Raw genomic sequence first — 25,707 nt, forward strand, 5'->3', positions numbered from 1 at the left:
AGAATCGGTAGGAGGTCACGACCCTTGGCAGTCAGGAAGTTCACTTCAAAGCAGAGGTGACCTCGTCGCGTAGTGCCCTCTTGTCGAGCTTCCCGACAGCGTTCTTCGGCAACCTCGTTCGCACGTGGATGACGGTAGGACGCTTGTAGCCCGTCAGTTGCTCCCGACAGCGCGCCTTGAGTGCGCGAACGTCGATGACCATGCTCGGCCTCGCTTCGACGAAGGCAACGACGACCTCGCCCCACTTCTCGTCCGGAAAGCCGATCACCGCCGCCTCCAGAACGGCCGGGTCAGCGGAGAGGACGTCTTCGATCTCCTTGGGGTAGATGTTCTCGCCACCACGGATGATCATCTCCTTGGAGCGCCCGACGAGCACCAGGTAGCCGTCGTCGTCGAGGTAGCCGATGTCACCAGTCCGCAACCAGCCGTTGTTGATGACCGCGGCAGTCTCCTGCGGTCGGCCGAGGTAGCCGCGCATGACGTTGGCGCCACGCACCTCCACCTCGCCTGCCTCTCCGGGTCCGATCGGGAGGCCGTCGCTGCCGACGATCCGCAGCTCCTGGCCGGGGAACGGCAGCCCCACCGTGCCTGGCTTCCGAATCCCTTCCACGGGGTTCATCGTCGACCCACAGGTCGCTTCGGAGAGGCCATAACCCTCGACCAACGGGAACCCGTAGCGCTCCTCGAAACGGGTCAGCAGCTCGGCCGACGCTGGCGCGGCACCGCACACCGCAAACCTGACGGAGGTGGTGTCGGGCCGTACGTCGTCGGGTAGTGCGGCGAGCATGCTGTAGATGGTGGGCACGGCCGAGAAGAAGGTCGGTCGGTGCGTCTCGATGGTGTCGAAGAAGGTGTCCGGGTTGAACCGGTCCGCGATGACGACACTGGCACCCACGCGTAGCGGGGTGAGGACACTGACGACGATGCCGTTGACGTGGAACAGCGGCAGGATCAGCAGGCACCGATCGTCCGCCCCGACCCTGAGGGCATCGCGTCCCATGGCGGTCATCGCGTCGAGGTTGGCGTGGTCGAGCATGACGCCCTTGGGCACTCCGGTGGTGCCGGAGGTGTAGATCAGCAGGGCGAGAGCGGAGGGGTCCTCGACCGGCGGGATCGAGCGTGCCGGGCTGGCGGCGAGGTGCGCGATCGAGAGCGTCGCGACATCACCGACGCCGACGGTGCCCTCCTCGATCACGAGGAGCCGGGCAGCGGAGTCGTCGAGCTGGCGGGCGACCTCGACGTCGGTGAGGGCCGGGTTGACCGGCGTGATGGTGGCGCCGCGACGCCAAGCCGCGAAGAGGAGTACGACGAACTCGACGCGGTTGGTCAATCGCAGTGCGACGACGTCGCCGGGCCCGATACCGAGGTCGGCGAGCTGCGCCGTTACCGCTTCTACGCGGGCCAGCAGCTCTGTATTCGTCAGAGAAATCGCGCTGTCGGCGACAGCAGGGCCGTCCGGGTCCTCCGTGGCGCGCCGATCGACGAGAGTGGAGAACATCATGTGTCAGGCCTCCAGGTGACGGGAGAGGAACTCGATCTGGTCGACAACGACGGCCTCGAACGGCGACCCGAGGTAGATGTCGAAGTGGCCGGCGTCGTACCGCTTGATCTCGCCGCGTGGCGCAGTCCGCGCGTAGGCCAGCGTCTCCTCCGGTGGGGTGACGGAGTCGTGGTCACAGATGCAGAAGAGGATCGGCATCCGCACGTGCTTGGCCGCCTTGCCGGGCCGGTGTCGGGTGATCGTGGGCGCCACCCGCGCCGCGACCTCGTTGACGAAGGTGCCGTCCTCCGGGACGAGAGCGAGGTAGCCGGGAAGGGCATCGGGGGCCGTCATCAGCGCCTTCGACCCGGGCTGCCCGGCGAGCGTGATCAGGACGGGATCCCTGCGGGTGGCCATGGCGAGGACGTCGCTCCCGACCCTCGGCAGCAGCCGCATCGTGCCGACCGGGCCCAGGGCTCGCGCCGAAGCGAGGCCGTCGGTGAAGGGGCATTGCGAGACAGCTGCGCGCAGCTCGGGATGCCGTGAAGCGACGACGATGGCGTGGCCGCCGCCGAAGGAGCTGCCCCAGACGGCGACGCGCGCGCCGTCGACGTCGGTCCTGGTCTTCGCATGGGCGATCGCCGCGTCCCAGTCAGCCAGCTGGCGCTTGATCGAGAGGAGTTGGCGGGGCTGACCTGTGGAGTCACCGAAGTGGCGGTAGGTGAAGGCCAGTGCGGCGATCCCGGCCTGGGCGAACCGCTCGGCGAAGGCGTCGAGGCCCATCTCGCGGGTTGCGCCCAGACCGTGTCCGAGGATCACGACCGGTGGGTTCGCGACGCCGTCGGGGAGGAACAGCCAGGCGGCGCACGTGTCGCCGCCCGAGTCGAAGCTGACGTCGTGGCGGGTGACGGTGTGGCCGCTCATCGTCGGTCCTCCTTGCGCGAGGCCCCGGCACCCCGGGTCGTGCCGGCCCGGAGCACCTCGTCGAAGACACCGGGCTGGTACAACGGCAGCTCGCCGGCCGCGTCGGTGTTGGCCATGTAGTCGAGCATCAGCTCCTGGCCGAGGTCGGAGAGCGCAGTGGCGAGGAACTCGGACCGCTCGATGTGCAGCCCTTCCTCCAGGCCCGCCGAGCCACCGAAGTAGACGGACCGCTTGATCGCGGCCCGGGAGGCCTTCGGTCGGGCGCCGAGGTGCTCAGCAAGCTCGATCGCCCGGTCGAGCACCTGGTCCGGCGCCACCACGTCATCGACGGCCCCGATCTCCAGCGCCTTCGCCGGCGTGAACGGCTCACCGGAGAGGATCGCGATCAGCGCCTGGTGGTTGCCCGCCAACCTGGGGAGCCGCTGGCTTCCGCCGCCACCCGGCATGATCCCGAGCAGCACCTCCGGCTGGCCGAGGACGTGGTCACCGTCAGCCATGACGCGCAGATCGTTGGCCCAGCAGAACTCGGCGCCGAGACCGAGCGCGGACCCATTGAGGGCCGCGATGAAGATGACTCCGCTGCGGTTCATCTTGAGGAAGGTCTGGTGCACCCGCTCCAGCTGGACCGCGGGCCACAGCGGCGTCTTGCCGAGCGCCGCCTTGAGCCCACCGGCCCGGTTCACACCCCGCGCCGTGTGGGCGAGCGCGGAAGCGCCGCGCACGCCGACCGACGGGACCGTCGCCCCGCCCTCCTGCAGCCACCGCACCTCCGCGTGGGAGACGAAGCGGTCCGGATGTGTGCCCGTGAAGACCACGGCCTGGACGGCGGGATCCCTGTCTGCCCGGTCGACCAGCACGTCGAGCTGCTCGGCGATGTCGTTGCCGAACAGTCCCAGCGGGCCGCCGTCGATGCGGGCGATCAGGACCGCGCCGCGGTCCTCGATCGCGAGGTTGCCTCGTACTTCTTCTGTCATGTCCAGTCCCTAGATTCCGGCTCGGTTGGCTGCCGGGAGCTGGGGGTACGGCGCCCGGTCGGTCCCGAGCGTTCCGGTGCAGGCCAGCGGTCGCGCCTGCAGGAAGACCCCGACCCGGTGGGTCTTCTCCTTCAGTGCATGGGTCATCGCGCTGGCGTGTCCGCCCTTCTTGTAGGCGAAGTCCTGCGCGAGGCCGTGGGTCTTCCACAGGCTGATCGAGGTGTGCTCGTAGGGCAGCTGGGCGGAGATGTCGATGCTCCCGCGGTGGCCGGGGTGGTGAGCGGCTCGACTGGCCGCGTGCATGTTGTTGCGCACGAACTCCACGAGTCGGCCGCGGTGGAGGATGCCGTGCACGATCGCGACCATCGGCTCGCCCTCCTCGAGCGGTTTCGCACCGTCGGCGTTGGGCTGCCAGCCGTGCCAGTGGTCACTCTCGGACTCCGAGTCGATCCTGACCCGCACGATCTCGCTGTCCATGCTGAACCTGCCCGCACCGTCGATCGCCCGTCGCAGCGGGCCGGCGAAGGCGGCCTCGGCCGCCTCGGCCGATTCCCACGCGGCAACGAGCGCGCATCCCCCGGGCACCACGTTCGGCACCAGCGAGTGCGTTCCGTTGTTGGCGTGGTTGACGGTGGCACCCCGCAGCCCGTCGACGCCTCCGTCGATCGTGCGTGCGAGGTCGCGGCGCCACCTGATCCGACCGCCGGGCGGTCGACCGAAGGCGTCGATGGTGAGGAAGTCAGGTCCCGGCATCAGTGGTCACCCAGGAAGTCGAGGACCTCCGGCACGAACTCGTGGTGGTGCTGGAAGACACCCCCGTGACCGGAGTCGGGGTAGATCCGAAGGCGGGAGTCCGGGAGTCGGGCGGCCATGCCCTTGGAGTGCTCGCTGGCAACCATGAGGTCGTTGTCGCCGTTGGCGACGAAGACCGGGATCTTGATCTGCGACAAGTCGTCGGCAGCGTGCAGCCCGCCGCTGGTGATCGCGCGCACCTGCGCGATGCCCGCCTGCCGGGAGATCGGCTTGTCCAGGTCCGACGTGCGCTCGGCGAGGCGCGCGAAGTAGGCGTTGGCGGCCTTCTTGCCTTCCGTCGTGCGAGGGAAGAACAGGAAGTGGCGCGGGTCCTTCCGCGCCAGGAACGCCTTCGTGTAGGCGCCGCCGACGATGAAGGGCATCTTCCAGATGCCCCCGCCGCCGCGCGGACCGGTGCCGGCGAGCACCATCCGGCGTACCAGGTCGGGGGCCTGGAGGGCGACCATCTGGGCCACAGCGCCGCCGAGGGAGAAGCCGATCAGGTCGACCTCGTCGTAGCCCAGCGCACGGATGAACGCGATGGCGTCTGCGCCCATCCGCTCGATGTCGGTGGGCACACGTCCTCCGGTCCCACCCACTCCCCGGTTGTCGAACGCGATCACGTGGTGGTGCGCGGCGACGCCGTCCAGGACCCGCGGGTCCCAGTCGTCGAGGACTGCGGTCAGGTGGTGCAGGAACACCACCGGTACGCCGCCCGACTTGCCGAGCTCGCGGTAGGCGAAGGACGTCCCGTCGACATCGATCCGCTGGGTGGGCGTGGTCTTCCAGGTGGTCATGACTTCTTCCTTCGTGAGGGCGCCGCGGTGGTCACCGGCGGACGTGGGGCGGGGCGTGCGTCGAGGCGGGCGAGGACGTCGAGGATGCGACGGTCCTGGGCGAATCGGTGGTCGAGGGTGGGCCCGAGGACGCCCCGCAAGGCGGAGACCGGGCCCCAGAGGTTCGGTCGGATGACCCGTGCCGCGCGCGACTCCAGTCCGTCGGCGATGCCGGCTGCGGCCTGCTCCGGGGTGATCCGCTTGAGCATGGCCTTGGGAAGCGTGCCGAGCAGCTCCATGACGACGGGGTCCTCGTCGACGCCACGGGCGATCATGTCGGTCTGGACGAGTGAGAAGTACGCCGTGAGCACCGAGACGCCGTCGTCGGCGAGCTCGACACGCAATCCCCGGCCGAGCTGTTCCACGGCGGCCTTGCTCATGGCGTAGGGGATCGTCCCCATGCCGTTGAGGAACGCGAAGACGGAACTGATGAGCACGACCTGGCCTTGACGTGCGATCACCTCCGGCAGCGCCGCCGCCACCGTGTTCGCGACACCGGTCACGTTGACCGCCAACGTGGCTTCGATGTCGGCCGTCGGCGTGTTGCGGAGGGTCGCTGCCTTCGCCAGCAACCCGGCGTTGGCGATCACGACGTCGAGCCGGCCGAAGTGCTCGACGGTCTGGGCGACTGCCGCCTCGAGCGACGCGCGGTCGCGGACGTCGGCGATGCACCCGATCGCATCGGTCGGGTGGAGCTCATGGGCCCGGTCGGGCGCGGTCGGGTCGATGTCGACCACCGCGACGCGTGCGCCACGGTCGAGCAGCGTGCGGGCGGTGGCCGCGCCGATCCCGCCGTTGCCACCGGTGATCAGCACCACCTTGCCGGCCAGGTCGTAGGACGAGCGGCTCACCTCAGGCCTCGCTTCTGCGCGAAGGAGACCCGGCCGTTGCGCCGCACCATCGCCAGTGCGGTGACCAGGGGGCCGCGGCGCAGGTCCGGCTCGAGCCCGCGGGCGAGCCGGTGCAGCTGGTCGGTGTTCCAGCTGAGGTTGAGGAACCCGTCGAGCGCCTTGAGGTCGGTCAACCGGCCGAGCACGCGGCGCATACCGGCCTGGATTTCGTGAGTCGTCAGGGTCGCAGTGCGGCCCTCGAGGATGCTCGCCGCGGCGTCGGTGGCCGTGACGGTCGGGCGAGCGATGCCCACGAGGTCGCAATCGCCAGCCGCCAGCGCGTCCTCCATCGCCGTCCGGCTGCGGAAACCGCCGGTCACCGCGATCGGAATACCGTCTGCCTCCCGCCGCACTGACCGGGCGTAGTCGAGGAAGTAGGCCTCCCGCTCCCGGGTCGAGGACGCTTCAGAGCCCCCCATCGCCGGGGACTCGTAGTTGCCGCCGCTGACCTCGATCAGGTCGACGGCCTCGGCGGCGAGTGCCGCGACGACGGCACGGGAGTCGGCCTCGGTGAAGCCGCCGCGCTGGAAGTCGGCCGAGTTGAGCTTCACCGCGACGGCGAAGCCGGGGCTCACTCGGCCGCGCACACGCCGTACGACCTCGATCAGGAACCGCATCCGCCGGGAGGGGTCGCCGCCCCACTCGTCGTCGCGCAGGTTCGTGAGCGGCGAGAGGAACTGGGTGATCAGGTAGCCGTGCGCCGCGTGGAGCTCGACACCGTCGAACCCGGCTTCCTCGCAGACCGCTGCAGCGGTGGCGAACCGCTCGATGATCTCCTCGATCTCGGCCGAGGTCAGCGCGCGCGGCGTCGTGGCCCCGGGCATGGCCAACGGGACGGCGCTCGGGGCGACCGGCGTGTGCCCCAGGGCGAGCAGGTTCGACTGCCGCCCCGGGTGGTTGAGCTGGGCGAAGATCACCGCGCCACCGTCGTGGGCGGCCTTCACCCACGCGGTGAGTTGAGGAAGGGCTCGGTCGTCGGTGATCGCGACGTTGCCCGGCTCTCCCAGGTGCGCGCGGTCGACCATGATGTTCCCGGTGATCAGCAGGCCGTAGCCGCCCTGCGCCCAGCGCCGGTAGAGGGTCACGAGCCGCTCGTCGGGAGAGTTGTCCGCGTCGCCGAGTGCCTCACTCAGCGCCGCCTTCGCGATGCGGTTGGGCAGGCGTACGCCCGACGGAAGATCGAGCGGATCGGCAAGCGAGGCCATGGGTTCTCCAGAAGTTGATTACATTACGGTCATACTAGTATGATCATAATGCTAACGTGATAACAAGCCCCCGGAAGGAGATCCACGTCATGCCGAGATACAGCCCGGATCACAAGGCCGCGACCCGCCGTCGGATGATCGAGACCGCCGGCCGTCGGTTCAAGAGCGACGGCATCGACGGCTCCGGCATCGCGACCCTCGTCGCGGACGCAGGTCTGACCAACGGCGCGTTCTACGGCCACTTCGCCTCGAAGGACGACCTGGTCGCCTCGGTGGTGGCGCAGCAGCTCGCGGACCAGGTCGCCGTCGTCAACAGCCTTCCGGCAGGCCTCGCCTCGGTGGAGCAGTACCTCCGGGAGTACCTCTCCCCCGCCCATCGCGATGACCTCGCCGGAGGCTGCCCCTCAGCAGCCCTGCTCGACGAGATCGGCCGTTGCGACGTGACGGTTCGCGAGGCCTATACGAAGGGGGCCGACGCGATGATTGCCGCGATCGCACGCCACCTCGACGACGGCGACCCGGAGCGGACCAACGCGCGCGCAATTGGACTCTTCACCCTCCTCGTCGGATCGCTCCAGACCGCCCGCGCCGTCACGGACCCCGAGCTTTCCGATCGCATCCTCGAGGCGGCCTACGCCAATGCCGTGACCCTGGCGACCGCCCGATGAAGGCCTTCATCGTCACCCACTACGGACCCGGCGGACTCGAGCCCGCCGAGGTTCCGACACCGGCTGTCGGCCCGCGGGACGTGCTGGTCGACATGCGGGCGGCCAGCATCAACCCGCTCGACAAGATGGTCCGCGACGGCGAGTTCAAGCAACTCATCAAGTACAAGCGCCCCTTCACGCTCGGCCACGACCTTGCCGGCGTGATCACGAAGGTCGGTGCGGATGTCCGCGGCTTCACGGTCGGCGACGAGGTCTACGCCCGCCCGCGCGACCTTCGCATCGGGGCCTTCGCAGAGCAGGTGGCCATCGACGCCGCCGACGTGGCCATCAAGCCCGCGTCCTTGTCCTTCGAGGAAGCCGCTGCTGTGCCGCTGGTCGCGCTCGCCGCCTGGCAGGCCCTGGTCGAGGTGGCCGAAGTCCGGCCTGGCCAGAAGGTGCTGGTCCACGCCGGTGCCGGCGGCCTCGGCTCCACCGTCATCCAGGTCGCCCGACACCTCGGCGCCTACGTCGCCACGACCGTCGGCCCCGCGGACATCGAGAAGGTCCGCGACCTCGGTGCCGACGAGGTGATCGACTACACCCAGCAGAACTTCACCGAGGTCCTATCGGGATACGACGTCGTGCTGGACTCGCTCGGACCGGCCAGCCTGGAGAAGTCTCTGACCGTCCTCAAGCCGGGAGGACTGGCCATCAGCGTCGTCGGGCCTCCTGATCCGGCGTTCGCCACCCAGATCGGCCAGCCGCTCCTCAAGCCGGTCATGACCGTCCTGAGTCGCAAGGTCCGGCGCCGGGCCCGCACGCTGGGCGTGCGGTACGCGTTCTCCTTCATGCGAGCGAGCGGCGCCCAGCTCGCCTCCCTCGCGACGCTCTACGACGCCGGCACCCTGCGTCCCGTGCTCGACCGGACCTTCCCGTTCGAGCGGACGCTCGACGCCCTGGCGTACGTCGAGCAGGGCAAGGCCAACGGCAAGATCGTGGTGACCCGATGACGACGTCGCCCCCCGTGGCCGGGTCAGCCACCACCGACTCGGCCACCTCGGCCACCTCGGCCACCACCCTGACGCGCTACCTCGACGTCGACGGCACCCGTTTCGCCTACCGCGAGCTCGGTCCGCGCGCAGGTGTGCCGTTGGTGCTCCTGCATCACTTCACCGCCACCATCGACGACTGGGACCCGCGGGTCCTGGATGGCATCGCGGCCGAGCGCCACGTCATCTACGTCGACAACCGAGGCGTCGGGGGCACCCGCGGCCGCGTTCCTCGCTCGGTCGACGCAATGGCCACCGACGCCCTCGGCTTCATCCGTGGGCTCGGGCTCACCGAGGTAGACCTCCTCGGCTTCTCTCTCGGCGGGTTCGTCGCCCAGGTCATCGCGAGCAGGGAACCACGCCTGGTGCGCCGACTCGTCCTCGCCGGCACCGGCCCCTCGGGCTTCGACGGGGTCGGACAGTTCAACCGTCGCCTCCTCACCGACACGGCGCACGGCATGGTGAAGCTGACCGACCCCAAACCGTTCCTGTTCTTCACGCGGACCTCAAACGGGCGGGCCGCTGCCGTCGACTACATGGAACGCCTGGCAGAGCGGAGCAGCGATCGCGTGGCGCGGACCTCGCTCGGCGCGGCGGTCCGCCAGCTCGCGGCGATCGCACGATGGGGCGCGAGTGCTCCCATGGATCTCAGCCGCATCCAGCAGCCGACCCTGGTGGCCAACGGCGAGGACGACCGTATGCTCGCGACCCGCGGGTCCTTCGAGCTGGCGCACCGGATCCCGGACGCACGGCTCGTGATCTACCCCGACGCCGGTCACGGCGGCGTGTTCCAGCACCACGGCCGATTCGTACCGGAGGTCCTCCGATTCTTGGGCTGACGCCCGATATCTCCGCGACGGGTCCAAGCCTGGCGCTCCGATATTTCTCTGACTAAAGTCAGACATCGTGAGTACGACGGCAGTCCTGCGCCGCTTCAACCGGACCTACACCCAGCGCATCGGCGTGCTCGAGGAGTCCTTCCTCGGCCTGGGGCGTCCCCTGGCCGTGAGCCGGCTGCTCTTCGAGATCGGCGCCACCGAGCAGTCAGGTGGGGCCACCGTGCGGGACCTCCGCGAGCGGCTCGACCTCGACAGCGGGCACCTGTCGAGGATGCTGCGCACGCTCGAGCGCGAGGGGCTCGTCGAGACCATCCCCGACCCGGCCGACCAGCGCCGACGCGTCGCGCGCCTCACCCCGGCCGGCCACACCGCCCGCCAAGAGCTCGACGACCGCTCCGAGGAGCTCGCCGCCCGGATCGTCGCGCCCCTCACCGACCGGCAACGCGCGCGACTGACCGACGCGCTGGCGACCGCCGACCTCCTGGTTCGGGCGGCGACGGTCCGGCTCAGAGAGGTGCCGCCCGATGATCCTGCCGGACGGGACGCGCTCCAGCGTTATCTCGACGAGATCGACGCCCGCTTCGCCCACGGCTACGTGACGTCCGGGCCGGTGGCGACAGAGCCGGGGTCGACGTACGTCCTCGCCACCAGCGACGGCGAGCCGGTCGCCTACGGTGGGATCCGCCCGGCCGCCGACCCGACGACGATCGAGATCAAGCGGATGTGGGTGCACTCCGACTGGCGCGGCGCCGGTCTTGGTTCGCGGATGCTGCGCCACCTCGAGGCTCTCGCGGCCGAGCGCGGAGCGACCCGGATCGTCCTCGACACCAACGAGGTGCTCGAGGAGGCCATCGCGATGTATGACCGCGCGGGCTACTGCCGGGTCGATCGCTACGCGGGCAGCGACCCGCACGCCACCCACTTCTTCGAGAAGGTCACCGCACCTCGATGAGCGCGTCCCAGTCGGTGACGATCGGGGCGAGCTCACCGGCCGCCCACAGCGGCAACTGGTCGTGGTGGTGCGGGTCGCCGGGCCGGCCGATGGCGCCCACCGGAACGACCCAGCCGCCGGCGGTGCGGTCGGCGAGGTCCCACACGTAGCGGGCGACCGAGCCACGGCTGCACTCGTCGGAGATCGCCGGGTAGGAGACGCAGCAGCGCACGCAGTCGGAGTCGCCCGACAGCGGCAGGCGCGGCAGTCCGTCGAAGTCCTTGTCGAGCAGCAGGCCGAGCCAGTGGACCGGGTCGGTCAGGTGGGTGTCGCCCCAGGTCGCCGACCCCGCACCAGCGTCGACCTCGGCGAGCGCGGCCTCGGCGTGGGACCGCAGGTCGACCCCGAACGGCCGGTTGCCCGCGACGTTCTCGTTGGCCAGTCGCGGCAATGCGAGACCGAGCCGGTAGGTGGCGTTGAGCCACGGAGCGAAGATCTCCTCGTGCTGATGCTCGGCCGGCGGGTCGAAGAGGGTCGCGAAGACCGGCTCCGCGCAGAGCCGGCGCACCAGCGCCGAACGGAACGCTGCGTAGCGCGCCGCTTGGCCCGATCCAGCCGCCATGACCCCGTCGAAGCCGTCGAACGCCCCCGGCACCAGCGCAGCGAGCATCGGCACGGTCTGGAGCAGCGCGTCGTTGTGGAACGCGACGTAGTCGGCGGTGGCCAGGTCGGCGCGACCCGCGAGGAGGGCGTGCAGGCGGTCGGCGCGGTAGGGCGCCGCAAAGACGGTGCCGATCCCTTCGGACTCGGGCCCGCGCCGCTCGTTGGCGGTCACGACATGGCCGTCGGGGGCGATGTCGGCACGGTTGGGTTCCGGCAGCCAGCCGACCCATGCCCCCGACTCGTCGCGCACCGGCACCCGGCCGGCGATGCGGTAGCGCACCGCGCCCGAGCGGTCGGCGATCACGGCGTTGTTGACCGGCTCGACCCACGCGTCGAGCGCCCGGTCGACGTCATCGACCGTGCGAGCGCGCATCAGGCCGAGGATCGCGTCGAAGCCGAGGTCGCCGAGCACCCACGAGGTGGTGCGCACGGCCAGTCCGTCCTCGAAGACGAGCCCCTGCGTCGTCTCGACCACGTCGATCTCGACCGGTTCTCCGCCACGCACGGCGATCGTCTCGACGTGCTGCTCGACCACGTCCGAGCCGTCGTCGCCGACGACGTCTTGGTAGTCGGCGCAGGCGTTGGTGATCGCCCACGCCACCTCGCCCGCGTGCGCGAAGTGCTGGACGCCCGGCACGCCCACGAACGAATAGCCGAGCACGTCGAACGAGTCGTCCGGGTCCTCGCAGACCAGCCGCACCTGCTGATAGACGCCGGGCTGCTCGATGATCCGGTGCGGGTCGCCGCCGATGAGCGGCAGCCCGCTCGCCGTGCGGCCACCCGCGGCGGCCCACGCGTTGCTCCCCGAGGCGGTCGGGTCCTGGTGCGACAGGAACCGGACGTCGTCACCGAGCACGTCGGACGCGAACCGCTTCCACAGCAGTCCGCCGATGTTGGCGAAGAGCAGGTGCTGGGCGAGGAACGTCGCCAACGGCATCCAGGGCTCCCACTCCCCCGGCACGATGCCCAGCTCGACGAACTCGGGAACCGAGACGACGTCGAGCTCGCCGAGCGCGCCGTTGACCCCGTCGACGTACGCCGTCAGGAAGTCCTGCGTCTCCCGGTTGCACGCCGCGAAGGCCCGTTGCGCGGTGGCGACGGTGCGCATCCGCCGGGAGAAGCGGTCCCAGGACAGCCCGGGCTCGGCGACAACCTCCGCCGTCGTGCCGGTCGCGCGGCGGCGCAGCCACTCGAGCTGCCAGGCGCGATCAGCGACGGTGACCCGTCCCTGCGCGCGGGCGAGGTCGAGGACCGAGTCCGCGCGCAGGTGCGGGATGCCGAAGTCGTCGCGGTAGAGCCGAGCCATGCCCGCGACTGTAGGACTCAGACGGGAATGTGCCCGAAGCGGCCCTTCTCGAAGTCGGTGTAGGCCTCCATGACCTCGGCCTTGGTGTTCATGACGAACGGCCCGGCCCAGGCGATCGGCTCGTTGATCGGCCGGCCGCCGACGACGATGACGTCGAGCTTCGGCGAGCGGCTCTCCTGACCGGCATCGGCCGCAATGGTCAGGTAGTCACCGGCGCCGAGCACGGCCGTCTGTCCCGCCCGGATCGGGCGCCCGTCGATGCCGACGGTTCCCTGGCCGTTGAGCACGTAGACGAGCGCGTTGTGGTCGACGTCCCAGGGCAGGTCGAGGCGAGCCCCCGGCTCGATCGTGGCGTGCACCAGGGACATCGGGGTGTAGGTGGAGCCGGGACCGGCGTGGCCGTCGACCGAGCCCGCGATCACCCGGACCAGCGTGCCCCCGTCCGGAGAGGTCGCCAGCGCCACCTGGCCCGAGCGGATGTCCTGGTACCGCGGGGCGTTGCTCTTCGCGTCGCGGGGCAGGTTGACCCACAGCTGGACGCCGTGGAAGAGGCCGCCCTGCTGGACGAGCCACTCCGGCGGGGTCTCGATGTGGAGGAGGCCGCTGCCGGCCGTCATCCACTGGGTGTCGCCATCGGTGATCGTGCCGCCGCCACCGTGGGAGTCCTGGTGCTCCATGACCCCGTCGATCATGTAAGTGACCGTCTCGAAGCCGCGGTGCGGGTGCCAGGGCGTGCCCTTGGGCTCTCCGGGCGCGTACTCCACCTCGCCCATCTGGTCCATCATGATGAACGGGTCGAGGTGCCGCATGTCGATGCCGGCGAAGGCCCGGCGCACCGGGAAGCCCTCCCCCTCGTAGCCCTGCGGCGCAGTGGTGACCTGCCGGACGGGGCGCGGCTGGTCGCCCAGGCCGGGCTCCTTCAGTCGGTCGAGCACGGTGAGGTCGTCGACGGTGATCGCGGGCATCTCGCCCACCTCCCAGGTGTCAGGAATAGATAGTTGACAGGTCAACCATACGCCCTGCCCAGGCATTCCCGCGTCGCCCGCTAGGGTCGGCGGGTGACCTCCCGGAGCACCTACGACGTCGCGATCGTCGGGGGCGGCCACAACGGCCTCACGGCCGCGGCCTACCTCGCTCGCGCTGGACTCTCGGTCGTCGTCCTTGAGCGCCTTGGCCACGTCGGCGGCGCTGCGGTCAGCGCCGAGGCCTTCCCTGGCCACCCCGTGCGGCTCTCTCGCTACTCCTACCTGGTCTCGCTGCTGCCCGACCAGGTCGTGACCGACCTCGGGCTCGACATCACTCTCGTGTCGCGGTCGACGGCGTCGTACACACCCTTCGTCCGCGACGGCAAGGCCGGCGGACTGCTCGTCGAGCGGGTCGAGGACGAGGCCACCCGCCAGTCGTTCCGCGCGCTGACCGGCTCCGACGACGAGTACGACGCCTGGCGCACCTTCTACACCGACGTCGCCCACCTCGGCTGGGCCGTCGCCCCGACACTGCTGCAGCCACTGCCGCGGGCGAGCCGGATCCGGTCGCAGGTCAGCGCCACCACCTGGGACGAGGTGGTCGCGTCTCCGATCGGCGAGGCGATCGAGCGCCGCTTCTCCGACGACATCGTCCGCGGCGTGGTCGCGACCGACGCGCTGATCGGCACCTTCGCCTCCCTGCACGACCAGTCCCTGATCCAGAACCGCTGCTTCCTCTACCACCTGATCGGCAACGGCACCGGCGAGTGGCGGGTGCCCGTCGGCGGCATGGGTGCGGTCACCGACGCCCTGACGAAGGCCGCGCTCGACGCGGGTGCGGAGATCGTCACGGGCGCCGGCGTGAGCGGGATCCGGCCGGGCGCCGACGGTGCCGAGGTGACCTGGCACGACGGCCACAACCAGCACGGGCTCCAGGCCGGTGTCGTCCTGGCCAACGTGGCGCCCTGGGTGCTCGGCCTGCTCCTCGGCCAGCCCCACGACGACACCACCAAGCCGGTCGGTGCGCAACTCAAGGTCAACTTCCTGCTCGACCGACTACCCCGGTTGAAGTCCGGGCTCGATCCGGCCGTCGCGTTCGCCGGGACTCTCCACCTCGCCGAGAGCTACGGCGAGCTGCGGTCGGCCTACGACGCCGCTGCGTCGGGCCACCTCCCCGACCCGATGCCCGGCGAGGTCTACTGCCACTCGCTCACCGACCCGAGCATCCTCGGCGACGCCCCGGCCGGGACGCACACGCTGACCTACTTCGGCCTCCACACGCCCGCCAACCTGTTCGACGCCGACCCGGAGGCGACCAAGGCCGAAGCGTTGCGACGGGCGATCGCCTCGCTCGACGCACACCTGGTGGAGCCGATCGAGAGCTGCGTGGCGCGCGACGCCAACGGCGACCCGTGCATCGAGGCCAAGACCCCCCAAGACGTCGAGCGCGACCTCGCGATGCCGGGCGGCCACATCTTCCACGGCGACCTCGAGTGGCCGTGGGCCCCCGACCGCGCGCGGCTCGAGACGGCCGCCGAACGCTGGGGCGTCCAGACCGCCCACGACTCCGTGCTCCTGTGCGGGTCGGGCGCACGGCGGGGCGGTGCGGTGTCGGGCATCGCCGGCCACAACGCCGCCCAGGCCGTGCTCGAATCACGCTGACATTTCGTCCAGCCGACTGATGCGCGACCGGCGTCTTGTCTTTACCCTGGAGCAAGGATGAGGAATCGCACGCTCACCGCTCTCGGCGGGGTGATCCTCGCCCTCATGGCGGTCGTCGCACCGCCTCACCCCGTCGCTACCGCCGCGCCGGCGCCGTGGCAGTGGGTGCGGGTGTTCAGCGACATCGCGGTGGCGCCCAACGCCTACTACTCCATCCCCGTCTACTGCCCCGCCGGCTACACCGCCATCACGGGCGGCCTGGAGTTGCCCACGCTCTCGCGGCTCCAGCGCAACGCCGAGTACCGACTCGAGGACAGCGGCGGGTCGGCCTGGTTCGTGTCGTTCGAGAACTTCTCCGGCTCGTCCGGCACTGCCCGGGTTGTCGCCGAGTGCGCCCGCACCAGCGACCTGCCTGCCATCAGCCACAACTATGCGGAGTTCACCGCCACCGGCAACCAGGTCTGGTCCGGAAGTGTGAACTGCCTCAACCCGGGCGAGGTCGTCCTCACCGGCGGCGTGGACTGGAGCAACGTCAACACCCGCTACCTCTGGGCCAGCGGACCGTTGTGGAGCGGCGAGGGCTGGCAGGCCTTCGGCCGCAACTCGGTCGCCGGAGCCAAGATGGGCGTCGAGGTCTACTGCGTCGACCCGTCCCAGGTCCCGGGGTACACACGTGTCGAGCAGACCCAGATCGGAGTGTCGAACTGGGAGACCACGGTCACCTGCCCCCTCGGTACGCGCATCCTCAACGGCGGCACCGAAGAGGGTTACGCCAACGCGTCCTACCCACACCTCAACACGTGGACGGCGACCGGGCAGTACTCCGAACGCACGTTCGTGCGCGCCTGGTGCGTCAGCGCGGGCAGTCCCACGATCGCCTTCAACAGCCCGCTACCCACGCTCACCGACGCGGAATATCAGAGCTTCGCTTTCATCGGCAACGACCCCGCGGGCTTCCCCACCAGCTTCCGCTGCTCGCTCGACGGCAGCTCACCGACTGGGTGCCCCGGGTTGTACTGGGTCGGGCCGTTGTCCTCCGGATCGCACCAGCTCGTGGTCTTCAACCAAACTGCCGACGGTCGCCAGTCAGCGGTGCTGACGCATCAGTGGACGGTCGACCTCGACCCGCCATCCGTCAGCGCACCCCGGCTCGCGCAGGTCACCCTGGCCGACGGGGAGATCGCCCGCTGGGCCGCGAGCGACGCCGTCGCCGGCATCGACCACCACGAGGCCAAGTACTGGCGGGGCCGGGCCAACGGCGTCACGGTCGACTGGACCCAACCAGCGAGCTGGGCAGACCTCGACTCGCCGCTGGTGCGGGTGCCGGCGATGGCCGCCGGTGACACCCTGTGCCTCTCTGTCCGGGCCGTCGACAACGTCGGCCACACGTCGGCCTGGACGACTCCGCGCTGCACGTCGCGTCCCTACGACGACGCCGACCTCACCGCGAGCCCCGGCTGGACGCGCGTCTCCAACGCGGCGTACTGGAACGGCACGATGACCCGCACCGGCGTGCTGGACGAGACCCTGCACGGCCCCTCCGCGAAGTCACGCCAGCTCGGCCTGCTCGCCTCGGTCTGCCCTGGCTGCGGAAGCGTCGTCGTGAAGATCGGCAGCACCACGATCGGCTCCGTCTCCCTCGATCAACCGACCTCACGCAACAAGCAGGTCCTCCTGCTGCCGGCGTTCGCGGAGAAGACGGGCGTCCTCACCCTGACCAGCGCTACGTCCGGCAAGTCGATCCGCATCGACGGGCTCGTGACGATCCGCAGACCGGCCGCCGGGCCGCCGTGGTGAACCGCGTCACGCCGCTCACGTCGGGCCTCGATTTCACGTCGAGGCCACCGGGGCGCTAACCTTACTGTCGCTTCACCGCCTGCACCCCTAGCTCAATTGGCAGAGCAGCTGACTCTTAATCAGCGGGTTCTCGGTTCGAGTCCGAGGGGGTGTACAGAGAAACAGGTCCCTGACCTGCGGATACGGACGAACGGCCCTCCTGACTTAGCGGCAGGGGGGTCGTTCCTCTCACAGGACTCACAACCTGCACCGCACAAGGCACTCACGGACCGCTGAGCGGACGGCCGCGAGCATCTCTCCGAGACGGCTTGCGGCACGGAGCACCGTGCTCGGTGCGCACTTGCAGGGCGGGCCGTGGTCGGCGGCAACACGATCACCCGAACGGGGGATGGCAGCCGCGAGCAAAGTGTGGCCCACTAGCACTAGGGGAGGGTCCGCTGTGAGGAGACGGACCATGTTTCGACGCGCCCCCAAGACTGACGCCCCCCCAATCGTGGCTCGAATGCCACGCACCACGATGGTGGTGACGTTCGCGCTCGGCGTCGCCTCCTGGGCGTTGGCGTCGGGCCTGGCCGATGCCGCTGGGCCAGGCCCATCAGCCGCGATCAGCACCACCGACGTCGACTTCGTCAACGTAACGCCCGCCAAGCAAGTGTTCTCAGGATCTATGGGCAAGAACCAGAACAAGGCCGTGGTCGTGATCGGTGGCACCTCCACCATCCCGTCGAACGTCACGACGGTCCGTTTGGCGGTGACTGTGACCAGTCGGGGCTCAGGGACCATCACCGTCTTCCCGACCGGCAACCTCACGGGCGGGGACATCGCCAACAACTCCGTTGCCTACGATCAAGGCACCGCGAGTGCACACTTCGCTCAGCACATCGGACTCGGCGACAAAGTGACGATCGCCAACAACGGCTCCGCCGGCGCCACCGTCACCCTCAAGATCACCGGCTACTCCACGGAGGTCACCGCGGGCGGAATTAACAGCGGAGATTCGGACGAGGGCGACGTCCTTACCGCCGATGGGTCCGGCGCGGCCAACTGGCAGCCGCCAGACTCGACGATCGCTGCAGAGTCGGTGACGTTGCACGAGATCGCCGGCCCCAACCGGATTGCCCTTCTCGGAGGAGGATCATTCCCGGGGCACGTCTGCAGCCGCAACGGTTTGGCGGTGCCGGGATTCCAAGTGGGTGACCTCGTAGTGGCATCGTTCACCGATGGCTTCCTTCCCGTTGGAATCACCGTCACGGTTCTCGGTGTAACGCCTGACGGAGACGTCGAGTTTGACGTGTGTAACGTCACGGACGGGACGTTGTCGTTTCCGGCAGGCACCAAGATCCGCTTTGTTGGCTACCGCTAACGAGGACAGTCTGTGGCGCCTTGGCGCGCCCGGGTGACACAGTGATCGGGGCAAGTCGGGCTGAACCGCCCGCATGTGCAGTTCGCAAACGGAAACTCTGGGGCGACCGTGAGGGCTCATCGTCATTTCGGGCCGCGAAAGTCAGTCGCGGTAGCCGAGCCCGGGCGCGAGTCGCTCAAGCGCGAGGCGGGCAAGCGGTACGTCGACGCCGACCTCCTCGGCGAGGGCGATGGCCTGGGTCAGGTCCTTGCCGGAGAGCTGACGGAGGTGCTCGAACGCCTTGTACCAAAACGATCCGGGCTCCAACGGCTCGGTGGAGTCACGGTGCATGATCGCGCCCGGTCCCCCTGTGATCGCGTCGGTGTGGCGGACCACGTCACCCAGCGCGACGATGTCGAGACCCGCGGCCTCGGCGAGACGCTGCGCCTCGGTCGCGGCGGCGTAGGCCGTGTAGTGCATGAGGTTGCGCGCGAGCTTGAAGCGGGTGCCCGCACCGATCGGTCCGGCGTGGACGACCTTGGTCGCCATGGCAGCCATCACCGGCCGGACCCGGTCGAACGCCTCGTCCGTGCCACCGACCATGATCGCCAGCGTGCCGGCGGCCGCACCCATGGCGCCGCCGGAGACCGGGGCGTCCACCAGGGAAGCGCCGTGCGCGGACGCGTCGACCTCGAGCTCGGCCGGCGTCTCGGGCGCGACGGTGGAGTGGATGGCGATCGCCGGGTGCTCCCCCTCCCCGAGCGCGGCCAGCAGGTCGCCGACGACGCTGCGGACCTGACCGTCAGTGTTGACCTGGATGCTCACGACGTCGCAGGACGTCAGCCCGGCGACGCTGGTCGCGGCCTTGGCGCCCGCAGCGACCAGCTCTTCGACCGGCTGCGGGGCGAGGTCGAACACGACGACCTCGAGGCCCAGCTCTTCTTGGCGCTCGACCAGGCGCAGCGCCATGGGCTTGCCGATGTCACCGAGCCCCACGAAGCCCACTCGGGTCAGGTCAGACATCAGCACTCCTCAACTTCGACGGCGGTCGGCGTCAGTACCGCACCACCAAACTGGACAGGTGTCCAGCGTAACCGCCGGCGAGCCGGATCGGAAGGGCGATCTAGAACACGTTCTACTAGCGAGCTGGGGTTGTAGTGGTCACGGCGCGCCAGCAAGCGGCCGCGATCTCCTCGAGCTGCCCCGGGGCCAGGTCGGCGCCGGCCGCGGCGAGACGGACGGCCGGACCCAGGGAGAGGTCGTAGAGGACCTCGTCGGGCAGCGGAAGCAGCAAGACCATCAGGTCGGGGCGGGCAACCTCGGCTAGCAACGGGTCGTCCTCGACCGCGAGCGCCGCCTCGTGCGCAGGGCCGCGATACGGGGAGTGCTCGACCTGGAGGAGGAACCGGGCATGGTCCGGGTTCGCCTTCAGGAAGTGGTGGTAGGCCAACCACAACGCCTGGAACCGCTCCCCTGGCGCGCCCGACGCATCGAGCCCCTCCGTCGCCGCCCGACTGACTTCGGCCTTCGTCTCGCAATAGGCCGCCAGCACCAGGTCGTCCTTGGACGCGTAGTGGGTGTAGGCGGTCCCGGTGGCAACGCCGGCCTCGCGCGCGACCGCACCCATCGACGCCCCGTGGAAGCCGTGCTCGGCCACCACGCTGCGCATCGCCCTACGGACAGCGGCCGCTCGGTCGGTCGGCTTGGTGGTCACGTCGTGACGGCACCGAGGTCGAGGGCGACGCCGGTCTCACGCTCCGACACCTCCCAGAGCTTCGTGACGGCGCTCCGCATGCCGAGGCGCCGGAAGATCGGCTTGCGGACCGGGCGCCCGTTGTTGACGAACAGCGGTCCGTAGAACTGGCCGCCCTTGGCCGACGGGTCGGTCGCCGCCCGCAGCTGCGACAGCGCGCCGTCGTCGGCCGACATGCCCATGCCCGTGGAGAGGGAGTGGAAGAACCGGGCCCAGAACTCGCCATCAGACTCCTCGACGCTGACCGCCTGAAGATCAGTGTTCGACAGACCGGGGTGCGCGATCAGGCTGGTCGTGGCCGCGCCAGCCTTCTCGAGCTCGCGTTGGAGGCCGAGGCCGAAGTGGAAGTTGGCCAGCTTGGCCTGGCCATAGGCCTTCCAGGCCCCGTAGTTGCCCTCGAGGTGCGGGTTCTTCGGGTCGACCGCACGGCCCATGTGGTGCGCCGTACTGGTCACCGTCACGATCCGCGAACCGGGCGTGCGCAGGAGCGCCGGCAGCAGCAGCGCGGTCAGCGTCCAGTGGCCGAGGTGGTCGACACCGAACTGCATCTCGAAGCCGTCGACGGTCTTCACCTGCGGGATGCCCATCACCCCGGCGTTGTTGATCAGCAGGTCGAGCGAAGGGTGCGCGGCCAGGATCTGCGCGGCCGCCTCCTTCACCGATGCCTGCGAAGAGAGGTCGAGCGCGACCAGCTCGAGCGACGCGTCCGGCACCGCCGCACGGATCTCGGCCACCGCAGAAGCGGCCTTCTCCTGGTTGCGGACGGCCATCACGACATGGGCGCCCTTCGCGGCGAGGTCCCGGGCGGTCACCAGCCCGAGGCCGCCGTTCGCTCCGGTGACGACCGCGGTGCGGCCCCGCTGGTCGGGGATGTCGGTTGCGTTCCAGCCCATGACGAACTCCTCTGAATGAATGTTCATTCAGGATGTCGATCGCGCGACGGTCTGGCAAGTCCTCCCGGGTGCGGGCTTGGCAAAATCTCTGCTCCGTAGGTCACATCCCGAGGACAAGCAACCACCCACTGTGCATAATTCAACCAACGCCCGCAGGTGACCCGAGACGCCTGCGGGCGTCTTATTTTTTCGCCCGGGCTCCTTGTCGGAGGCTCAGCCGGCAGCGGCGTCGAGCCCCGAGGCGAGCGACACGATCCGCGGCGTCGCCTGGTCGAACCCGTAGGGCCACAGCTCGTCGGCCCGCGGCAGACGCCGCACCGGGCGCAAGGTGATGGTGCGTCCGTAGGTCACGCGCAACACGCGACGAGCACCCGCGGCGACGAGCCAGAGGTACGGCGCGCGCGTCGCCCACAGCTGGGTCGCGACCCGGTGGGCGTCGCACCCGAAGGAGGTGCGGTCGGTGCGCGGGTCACCCTCCTCGAAGGTCGGCACGAGCGCCTCGAGCTTGGCGAGCAGCAGCGACTCGGGGCGAGCGACGCCCAAGATGAGCACGTGCCCGTCCTCGCTCAGCGCCGCGAGGTCGATCTTGAGCTCGGACTCGGGCGTGGCGAAGCGGACGGCGCCCTCGGGATAGCCCCTGCGGAGCAGCTCGACGTAGCCGGCGAGCTGGGGCAGCGACTCCCACCGCGGCTCGGGCGGATCACCCGCCACGAGCCACGCGAGTGACTGCAGCCCGTCGCGGGTGCGCACCTTGCCCGCGGTAGCCAGCTCCAGCAGGCCGACGCCGAAGCCCTCCTCGACCGTGCGCGCGTCACTCTCCACCAGACGCACCGACCGGTCGCGGTCGCTGACCGGCACCAGCTCTTGTCCCATCAGCTCGGCGCACCCACGCAGCCGCGCAAGATAGGCCTCTCCCCAAGTCCCCACCCGTTAGCCTCCCAGCCCTCGGGCGTGACGCTATCTGCTCGCAGGGTGCCTCCGCGCCCCCTGCGAGCGAGGTCGGAGCGGACGAGTTGGGGGCCTAGTCCGAAGGGACCACGCACAACGCCCGGAGGGCCCGGGACGGTCCCAATCCTGGCCGCTCAGCGCAGCCAGGCCTGGAGCACGGCGTCGATGATCGCCGCCGACCCTCCGCCCCCACCGCCGTCGGCAGACGCCTGTCCGGAGATGTCGGCACCGGCGAGCGCAGCCTGGAGCTGCTCCTTCACCGCCCTCGCCCACCCCGCGGGATCCGCGGCGAGCTCGATGTCGGTGACCTTCGCGAGCACGAAGGCCCCACGCCCGAGCTTGCGGGCGAGGACCAGCACGTCGGTCGTCGCCGTCTCCCGGCTCGTCGCCGTCGGTACGACGACCACGGCCGTCACCTTGACCTCGCTGTGCTCCAGCTCGGCCGGTGGTGAGCACTCGATGCGGTGGTCGAAGGTGCGCTTGCCCCTCCGCTTTCCTTTGCCGAAGTCGCTGCGTTCCCAGAGCTTGCCGCCGCGCACCTGACAGCCGAGGGCGGCGATGCCGTCGAGAAGGGCGTAGTGGACGGGCAACGGGGCGACCTCGAACCGCGCGTCGCCGTACAACGGGCCGATGGTGACCTTGGGCCCGGGCGAGGGCAGCACCCGCACCTCGCCGATCGCCGTCGGCGGCATCCAGACCGGCAGCTGGACCTCGAAGGGGATGCGCATCTCCTCCGGCACCAGCTCGACGTCGTGCAGCACCTCGTCCTGCAGGATCCGGGCCTCCCAACGCTCCTCGGTCGCCGGCGGCGCGTCCGAGGACGACCAGGTGCTCGGGTCGACCTGCCGCCGGCCGTCCATCGCGACCGTGGCGTAGGCGATGGTGATGCGCTGGCCGGCGCGCAGCCGGGTCGCGACCACCTCGCCGCGGAGCCGCTCGCCTGGCCGCGGCGGCTCGCCCACGACCTCGACGCGGAACTTCGGTTTGCGGGAGAAGAGCCCCATGCGCCGCAGAATACGGTTTCGCGCCCGTTGTCCACAGGGATGTGCGCGGCGGCTACGGACTGTCGGGCCCACCGGGCAGACTCGACGCCATGACCAACGACCCCGACCGGCGCGCGGTCTATGCCGCCGAGGAGCGGCTCGCCGCGTGGCTCGACTCGACCACGCCCGAGCAGCCCACGGTGACCGTCGACGGCCAGACCTACGAGCCGGGGCCCGACCTCCGGTTCACCGACCCCGAGTCAGCCGCGGCCTACGTCGAGACCGTGCTCGGACGGCTCCGGTCCCACGAGAAGGACTACGACGGCCGCGAGCAGGAGCACGTCAGCGTGCGTCCCCGTGCCGGCCGGCGGATGGCCGTCTACGAGCGCGAGACCCGCACGATCGCGCTGCCGCCCTTTGCAGTCGGGGGTCGCTGGGCTCTGCGGGCGACCGTCGTGCTGCACGAGCTCACCCACCACCTCTCGGGCGAGGGCGAGCACACGCCGGCCTTCCGGGCCACCTTCCTGCGCCTCCTCGAGGACGCCGGGCTGCCGGTGACCGCCCAGCTGCTCCAGCTCGCCTATGCGGCTGAGGGGCTCGAGCAGGTCGCCCACTCGGTCGACGACGGCACCCTCGCCAAGCTCGCGAAGCTGCTGCGCCAGGCCGAGCGCGCGAGCAACGAGCACGAACGTGCCGCGTTCCTCTCCAAGGCCCAAGCGCTGGCCACGCGACACTCTGTCGCCCTCGCGGTGGCGCGCGCCCACACCGCCAAGGAGGAGGGTCGCGAGCAGCCGGTCGCCGAGAACTACCGGATCGGCGACCGCGGCAAGAAGGGCCTGGCGCGCTACGTCCGACTGCTCCTCAACATCGCGCACGCCAACGACCTCCGCTGCACGATCAGCCACGACTCGACGGCGCTGACCCTGCACGGGTTCCCCTCCGACATCGCCGTGACCAAGGCCATCTACGAGTCGCTCCTCGTCCAGATGGTCGCCGACTGCGAGCGCCACCTCCGCTCAGGTTCGCGCGACGAGCAAGAGGTCTGGGACGCGTCGAGGCGCCGCTGGGTGGTGCGGCCGGTCGCGACCATCACCGCGCGTCTCGCGTTCTACGAGGCCTACGCCTGGCGCATCGGGGAGCGCCTCGACGAGGCCCGCCAGGCCGCCCTCGCGGCGGCCGGTGCCGTCGCCGACCCGGCGACGCCGGAACGCTCCAACGAGACCGCCCTCGCCGTGCGCCAGAAGGAGGTCGACGTCCACGACTTCTTCGCCGAGGCGCTGCGCCGCAACAACATCCGCGGCACGTGGACCGCCGACCGACGGACGAAGGTCAACGAGGCCCCGCGCGCCGCAGCGGAAGGACTCCGCGCCGCCGACCGGGCGCGACTCAGCGACGAGAAGGCACTCGGCGAGGCCGGGTGAGCCCGCGCAACGTGCCCATCAGCACGTTGCCGAAGCTGAAGTGGTCATCCCACAGCGTGATCTTGCCGTCGACCACCTCGAAGGTCCCGCACACCCAGAAGTCGATCACGATCGGACCGATCCGCAGGTAGTCCGTACGCTCGGTCAGCACCACGTCACCGTCGCCCACGATGTGGTGGAAGTCGGCGCTGAAGCCCATCCAGTCCCGGTCGAGACCCTTGAGCACCCGCGCCGCGAGCTTGCCCCGCACCGTCGGCAGCCCGGTGTTGCGCCAGACCCACCGGTCGTCGGTCAGCGTCAGCGCCTGGGTGACCGCCCGGTCCTCGAGTGCGGCGAAGAACGCCCGCACGATCGTGGCGGAGTCCGTGGTGATGTAGCTGGAAGGAGGCGCGCCCATGTCCCGACAATAGCCCCGGCTAGCGAGTGCCGTGGTGGACCAACAGCTCTTCCGCCAGTACGGCGCCCGCGCTCGCCAGCTCGGCAGGCTCGGTCACGAACGCGCCGCTGCCCGCGGCGAGGAGGAGCATGCCGACCCGGTCGGCGAGGGGCGGGAGCAGCTCGAGCTCGAGGGCGACGTCATCCTCGTCGGCACTGAGGACGGTGACGGTCTCGGCGTACATGTCGGCGGCCCACCGCGACCCGTGCGGCAGCACGACCCGGACCGGCGTGGTCGCACGCTGGGCCTCCAGCATCGCGGGGAGGTCGGCGGGCAGCTCGAAGTCCTGCTCGAGGCTCTCGACCTCGCGGATCCCGGAGAGCAGGAAGGTGCGCAGCCGGCCGGCCGAGTCGGGCGGACCGGCGTCGACCTCCCAGCCGCGGCGGGTCTGCACGAGGCGGTAGGGGTGGATCACGCGCGGGGTGACGCCGTGCTGCCACGTGCGGGAATAGACGATGCGCACCGCGCGCCGCTGCCGCTGCGCCTCCTGGAGCGGGCGCAGCGGTTCGTGCCACGCCGGGCGCTCGGGATGCCCACCGGGCGCGCCGACCATCGTCTCGGTCAGGACGTCGATGGCCGCCGCCAGATCGGGGTCGGGCTCGACGTCGTGGAGGGCCACCGCGGCGGTGTGGACGAGGGCGAGCTCGGAGGCGTCGACGTACTCGACCCCGAGCTCCTCGGTCGGCCGGTCGTTGACCGCACGGACGACCTCGGCGTCGAGCGGGTCGACGTCGCCGTCACCGTCGGGGCCGAGGAACTCCAGCACCGGCGGCCGCCAGAGGCCGAGCATCCGGTCGGCCTCGAGCGGATCGGCGGTGTAGAAGGCGAGCAGGTCCTCGCGGAGCTCCCCCGCCGGCACGCCGATCTCGTCGGCGAGCGTTGCGAGGGGCACCCCGTTGGGGTGGGCGAGGAGCACTTCGAAGACGGCCGGCAGACGGCCGAAGCGGGCGGCGTAACGAGGCGTCGCCATG

At 70.2% G+C, this 25,707-nt stretch carries 24 protein-coding genes and 1 tRNA gene; 9 read left to right on the top strand and 16 right to left on the bottom strand.

Annotation, left to right across the window (positions count from 1 at the left end):
- Window positions 1–40 precede the first annotated feature (40 nt).
- Genes F0U44_RS10095 through F0U44_RS10125 form a run of 7 tightly spaced genes read right to left on the bottom strand, consistent with a single transcriptional unit; the run spans window position 41 to window position 7,101 of the window.
- Window positions 41–1,501 carry a class I adenylate-forming enzyme family protein gene (locus F0U44_RS10095; RefSeq protein WP_149728167.1) on the bottom strand — a complete coding sequence of 487 codons (1,461 nt, stop codon included), beginning with the start codon at window positions 1,499–1,501 and terminating at the stop codon, window positions 41–43.
- A gap of 3 nt (window positions 1,502–1,504) precedes the next feature.
- Window positions 1,505–2,404: an alpha/beta hydrolase gene (locus F0U44_RS10100; protein ID WP_149728168.1), complete on the bottom strand. Its 900-nt coding sequence runs from the start codon at window positions 2,402–2,404 to the stop codon at window positions 1,505–1,507.
- Complete coding sequence (locus F0U44_RS10105) at window positions 2,401–3,378, bottom strand: enoyl-CoA hydratase/isomerase family protein (RefSeq protein ID WP_149728169.1); 978 nt, start codon at window positions 3,376–3,378, stop codon at window positions 2,401–2,403. The genes F0U44_RS10100 and F0U44_RS10105 overlap by 4 nt, the downstream gene beginning before the upstream one ends.
- Before the next feature lie 9 nt (window positions 3,379–3,387).
- Entirely contained in the window at window positions 3,388–4,131 is a 744-nt protein-coding gene (locus F0U44_RS10110) for a hypothetical protein (protein ID WP_149728170.1), read from the bottom strand.
- Window positions 4,131–4,967 (bottom strand): alpha/beta fold hydrolase, encoded by an 837-nt coding sequence (locus F0U44_RS10115; protein WP_149728171.1) that lies wholly within the window; start codon window positions 4,965–4,967, stop codon window positions 4,131–4,133. The genes F0U44_RS10110 and F0U44_RS10115 overlap by 1 nt, the downstream gene beginning before the upstream one ends.
- The gene (locus F0U44_RS10120; protein ID WP_223163638.1) at window positions 4,964–5,857 is read right to left on the bottom strand and encodes an SDR family NAD(P)-dependent oxidoreductase; all 894 of its coding nucleotides are present in this window, start codon (window positions 5,855–5,857) and stop codon (window positions 4,964–4,966) included. The genes F0U44_RS10115 and F0U44_RS10120 overlap by 4 nt, the downstream gene beginning before the upstream one ends.
- The gene (locus F0U44_RS10125; protein WP_149728172.1) at window positions 5,854–7,101 is read right to left on the bottom strand and encodes an NADH:flavin oxidoreductase/NADH oxidase family protein; all 1,248 of its coding nucleotides are present in this window, start codon (window positions 7,099–7,101) and stop codon (window positions 5,854–5,856) included. Before F0U44_RS10125 ends, F0U44_RS10120 begins: the two co-directional genes overlap by 4 nt.
- A gap of 89 nt (window positions 7,102–7,190) precedes the next feature.
- On the opposite strand from F0U44_RS10125, the gene F0U44_RS10130 reads away from it, so the two are divergent.
- The 4 genes from F0U44_RS10130 (at window position 7,191) to F0U44_RS10145 (ending at window position 10,588) form a co-directional block, all read left to right on the top strand.
- Window positions 7,191–7,769: a TetR/AcrR family transcriptional regulator gene (locus F0U44_RS10130; protein WP_149728173.1), complete on the top strand. Its 579-nt coding sequence runs from the start codon at window positions 7,191–7,193 to the stop codon at window positions 7,767–7,769.
- Window positions 7,766–8,758, top strand: a complete 993-nt coding sequence (locus F0U44_RS10135; RefSeq protein WP_149728174.1) for an NADP-dependent oxidoreductase — start codon at window positions 7,766–7,768, stop codon at window positions 8,756–8,758. Before F0U44_RS10130 ends, F0U44_RS10135 begins: the two co-directional genes overlap by 4 nt.
- Window positions 8,755–9,636, top strand: a complete 882-nt coding sequence (locus F0U44_RS10140; protein WP_149728175.1) for an alpha/beta fold hydrolase — start codon at window positions 8,755–8,757, stop codon at window positions 9,634–9,636. Before F0U44_RS10135 ends, F0U44_RS10140 begins: the two co-directional genes overlap by 4 nt.
- Window positions 9,637–9,703: 67 nt before the next feature.
- Window positions 9,704–10,588 (top strand): helix-turn-helix domain-containing GNAT family N-acetyltransferase, encoded by an 885-nt coding sequence (locus F0U44_RS10145; protein WP_149728176.1) that lies wholly within the window; start codon window positions 9,704–9,706, stop codon window positions 10,586–10,588.
- Here the strand turns inward: F0U44_RS10145 and F0U44_RS10150 are convergent.
- Together F0U44_RS10150 and F0U44_RS10155 are read right to left on the bottom strand one after the other, a co-directional pair.
- Window positions 10,572–12,536 (bottom strand): penicillin acylase family protein, encoded by a 1,965-nt coding sequence (locus F0U44_RS10150; protein ID WP_149728177.1) that lies wholly within the window; start codon window positions 12,534–12,536, stop codon window positions 10,572–10,574. The genes F0U44_RS10145 and F0U44_RS10150 overlap by 17 nt on opposite strands.
- Before the next feature lie 17 nt (window positions 12,537–12,553).
- Window positions 12,554–13,501, bottom strand: coding sequence for a pirin family protein (locus F0U44_RS10155; protein ID WP_149728178.1), 948 nt, complete (start codon window positions 13,499–13,501; stop codon window positions 12,554–12,556).
- Window positions 13,502–13,594: 93 nt separating this feature from the next.
- On the opposite strand from F0U44_RS10155, the gene F0U44_RS10160 reads away from it, so the two are divergent.
- The 4 genes from F0U44_RS10160 to F0U44_RS10175 all read left to right on the top strand — a co-directional run bounded on the left by F0U44_RS10160 (window position 13,595) and on the right by F0U44_RS10175 (window position 18,323).
- Window positions 13,595–15,163 carry a phytoene desaturase family protein gene (locus F0U44_RS10160; protein WP_149728179.1) on the top strand — a complete coding sequence of 523 codons (1,569 nt, stop codon included), beginning with the start codon at window positions 13,595–13,597 and terminating at the stop codon, window positions 15,161–15,163.
- Window positions 15,164–15,220: 57 nt separating this feature from the next.
- Window positions 15,221–16,960, top strand: a complete 1,740-nt coding sequence (locus F0U44_RS10165; protein ID WP_149728180.1) for a hypothetical protein — start codon at window positions 15,221–15,223, stop codon at window positions 16,958–16,960.
- Between the two features lie 81 nt (window positions 16,961–17,041).
- Window positions 17,042–17,114 (top strand) — tRNA-Lys (locus F0U44_RS10170).
- Window positions 17,115–17,462: 348 nt separating this feature from the next.
- On the top strand, window positions 17,463–18,323 hold the full coding sequence (locus F0U44_RS10175; RefSeq protein WP_149728181.1) for a hypothetical protein: 861 nt from the start codon (window positions 17,463–17,465) through the stop codon (window positions 18,321–18,323).
- Window positions 18,324–18,464: 141 nt separating this feature from the next.
- Here the strand turns inward: F0U44_RS10175 and F0U44_RS10180 are convergent, their stop codons facing one another.
- From F0U44_RS10180 to F0U44_RS10200, 5 genes are all read right to left on the bottom strand, one after another.
- A complete protein-coding gene (locus F0U44_RS10180; protein WP_149728182.1) occupies window positions 18,465–19,325 on the bottom strand; it encodes an NAD(P)-dependent oxidoreductase in 861 nt (286 codons plus the stop codon).
- Between the two features lie 115 nt (window positions 19,326–19,440).
- Window positions 19,441–20,016, bottom strand: a complete 576-nt coding sequence (locus F0U44_RS10185) for a TetR/AcrR family transcriptional regulator (RefSeq protein WP_149728183.1) — start codon at window positions 20,014–20,016, stop codon at window positions 19,441–19,443.
- Complete coding sequence (locus F0U44_RS10190; RefSeq protein ID WP_149728184.1) at window positions 20,013–20,948, bottom strand: oxidoreductase; 936 nt, start codon at window positions 20,946–20,948, stop codon at window positions 20,013–20,015. Before F0U44_RS10190 ends, F0U44_RS10185 begins: the two co-directional genes overlap by 4 nt.
- Before the next feature lie 213 nt (window positions 20,949–21,161).
- The gene (locus tag F0U44_RS10195; RefSeq protein ID WP_149728185.1) at window positions 21,162–21,875 is read right to left on the bottom strand and encodes a hypothetical protein; all 714 of its coding nucleotides are present in this window, start codon (window positions 21,873–21,875) and stop codon (window positions 21,162–21,164) included.
- A 155-nt stretch (window positions 21,876–22,030) separates the two neighbouring features.
- Window positions 22,031–22,900 (bottom strand): hypothetical protein, encoded by an 870-nt coding sequence (locus F0U44_RS10200; protein ID WP_149728186.1) that lies wholly within the window; start codon window positions 22,898–22,900, stop codon window positions 22,031–22,033.
- 89 nt (window positions 22,901–22,989) lie between these two features.
- Between F0U44_RS10200 and F0U44_RS10205 the strand changes: the two genes are divergently transcribed.
- The gene (locus F0U44_RS10205; protein ID WP_149728187.1) at window positions 22,990–24,300 is read left to right on the top strand and encodes a TIGR04338 family metallohydrolase; all 1,311 of its coding nucleotides are present in this window, start codon (window positions 22,990–22,992) and stop codon (window positions 24,298–24,300) included.
- On the opposite strand, the gene F0U44_RS10210 is transcribed toward F0U44_RS10205, so the two are convergent.
- On the bottom strand, window positions 24,266–24,697 hold the full coding sequence (locus tag F0U44_RS10210; protein ID WP_149728188.1) for a limonene-1,2-epoxide hydrolase family protein: 432 nt from the start codon (window positions 24,695–24,697) through the stop codon (window positions 24,266–24,268). The two genes, F0U44_RS10205 and F0U44_RS10210, sit on opposite strands and share 35 nt — an antisense overlap.
- Before the next feature lie 19 nt (window positions 24,698–24,716).
- Complete coding sequence (locus F0U44_RS10215) at window positions 24,717–25,706, bottom strand: WYL domain-containing protein (protein WP_149728189.1); 990 nt, start codon at window positions 25,704–25,706, stop codon at window positions 24,717–24,719.
- Between the last annotated feature and the right edge of the window lies 1 nt (window position 25,707).

The organism is Nocardioides humilatus (assembly GCF_008373755.1).
Classification (GTDB): domain Bacteria; phylum Actinomycetota; class Actinomycetes; order Propionibacteriales; family Nocardioidaceae; genus Nocardioides; species Nocardioides humilatus.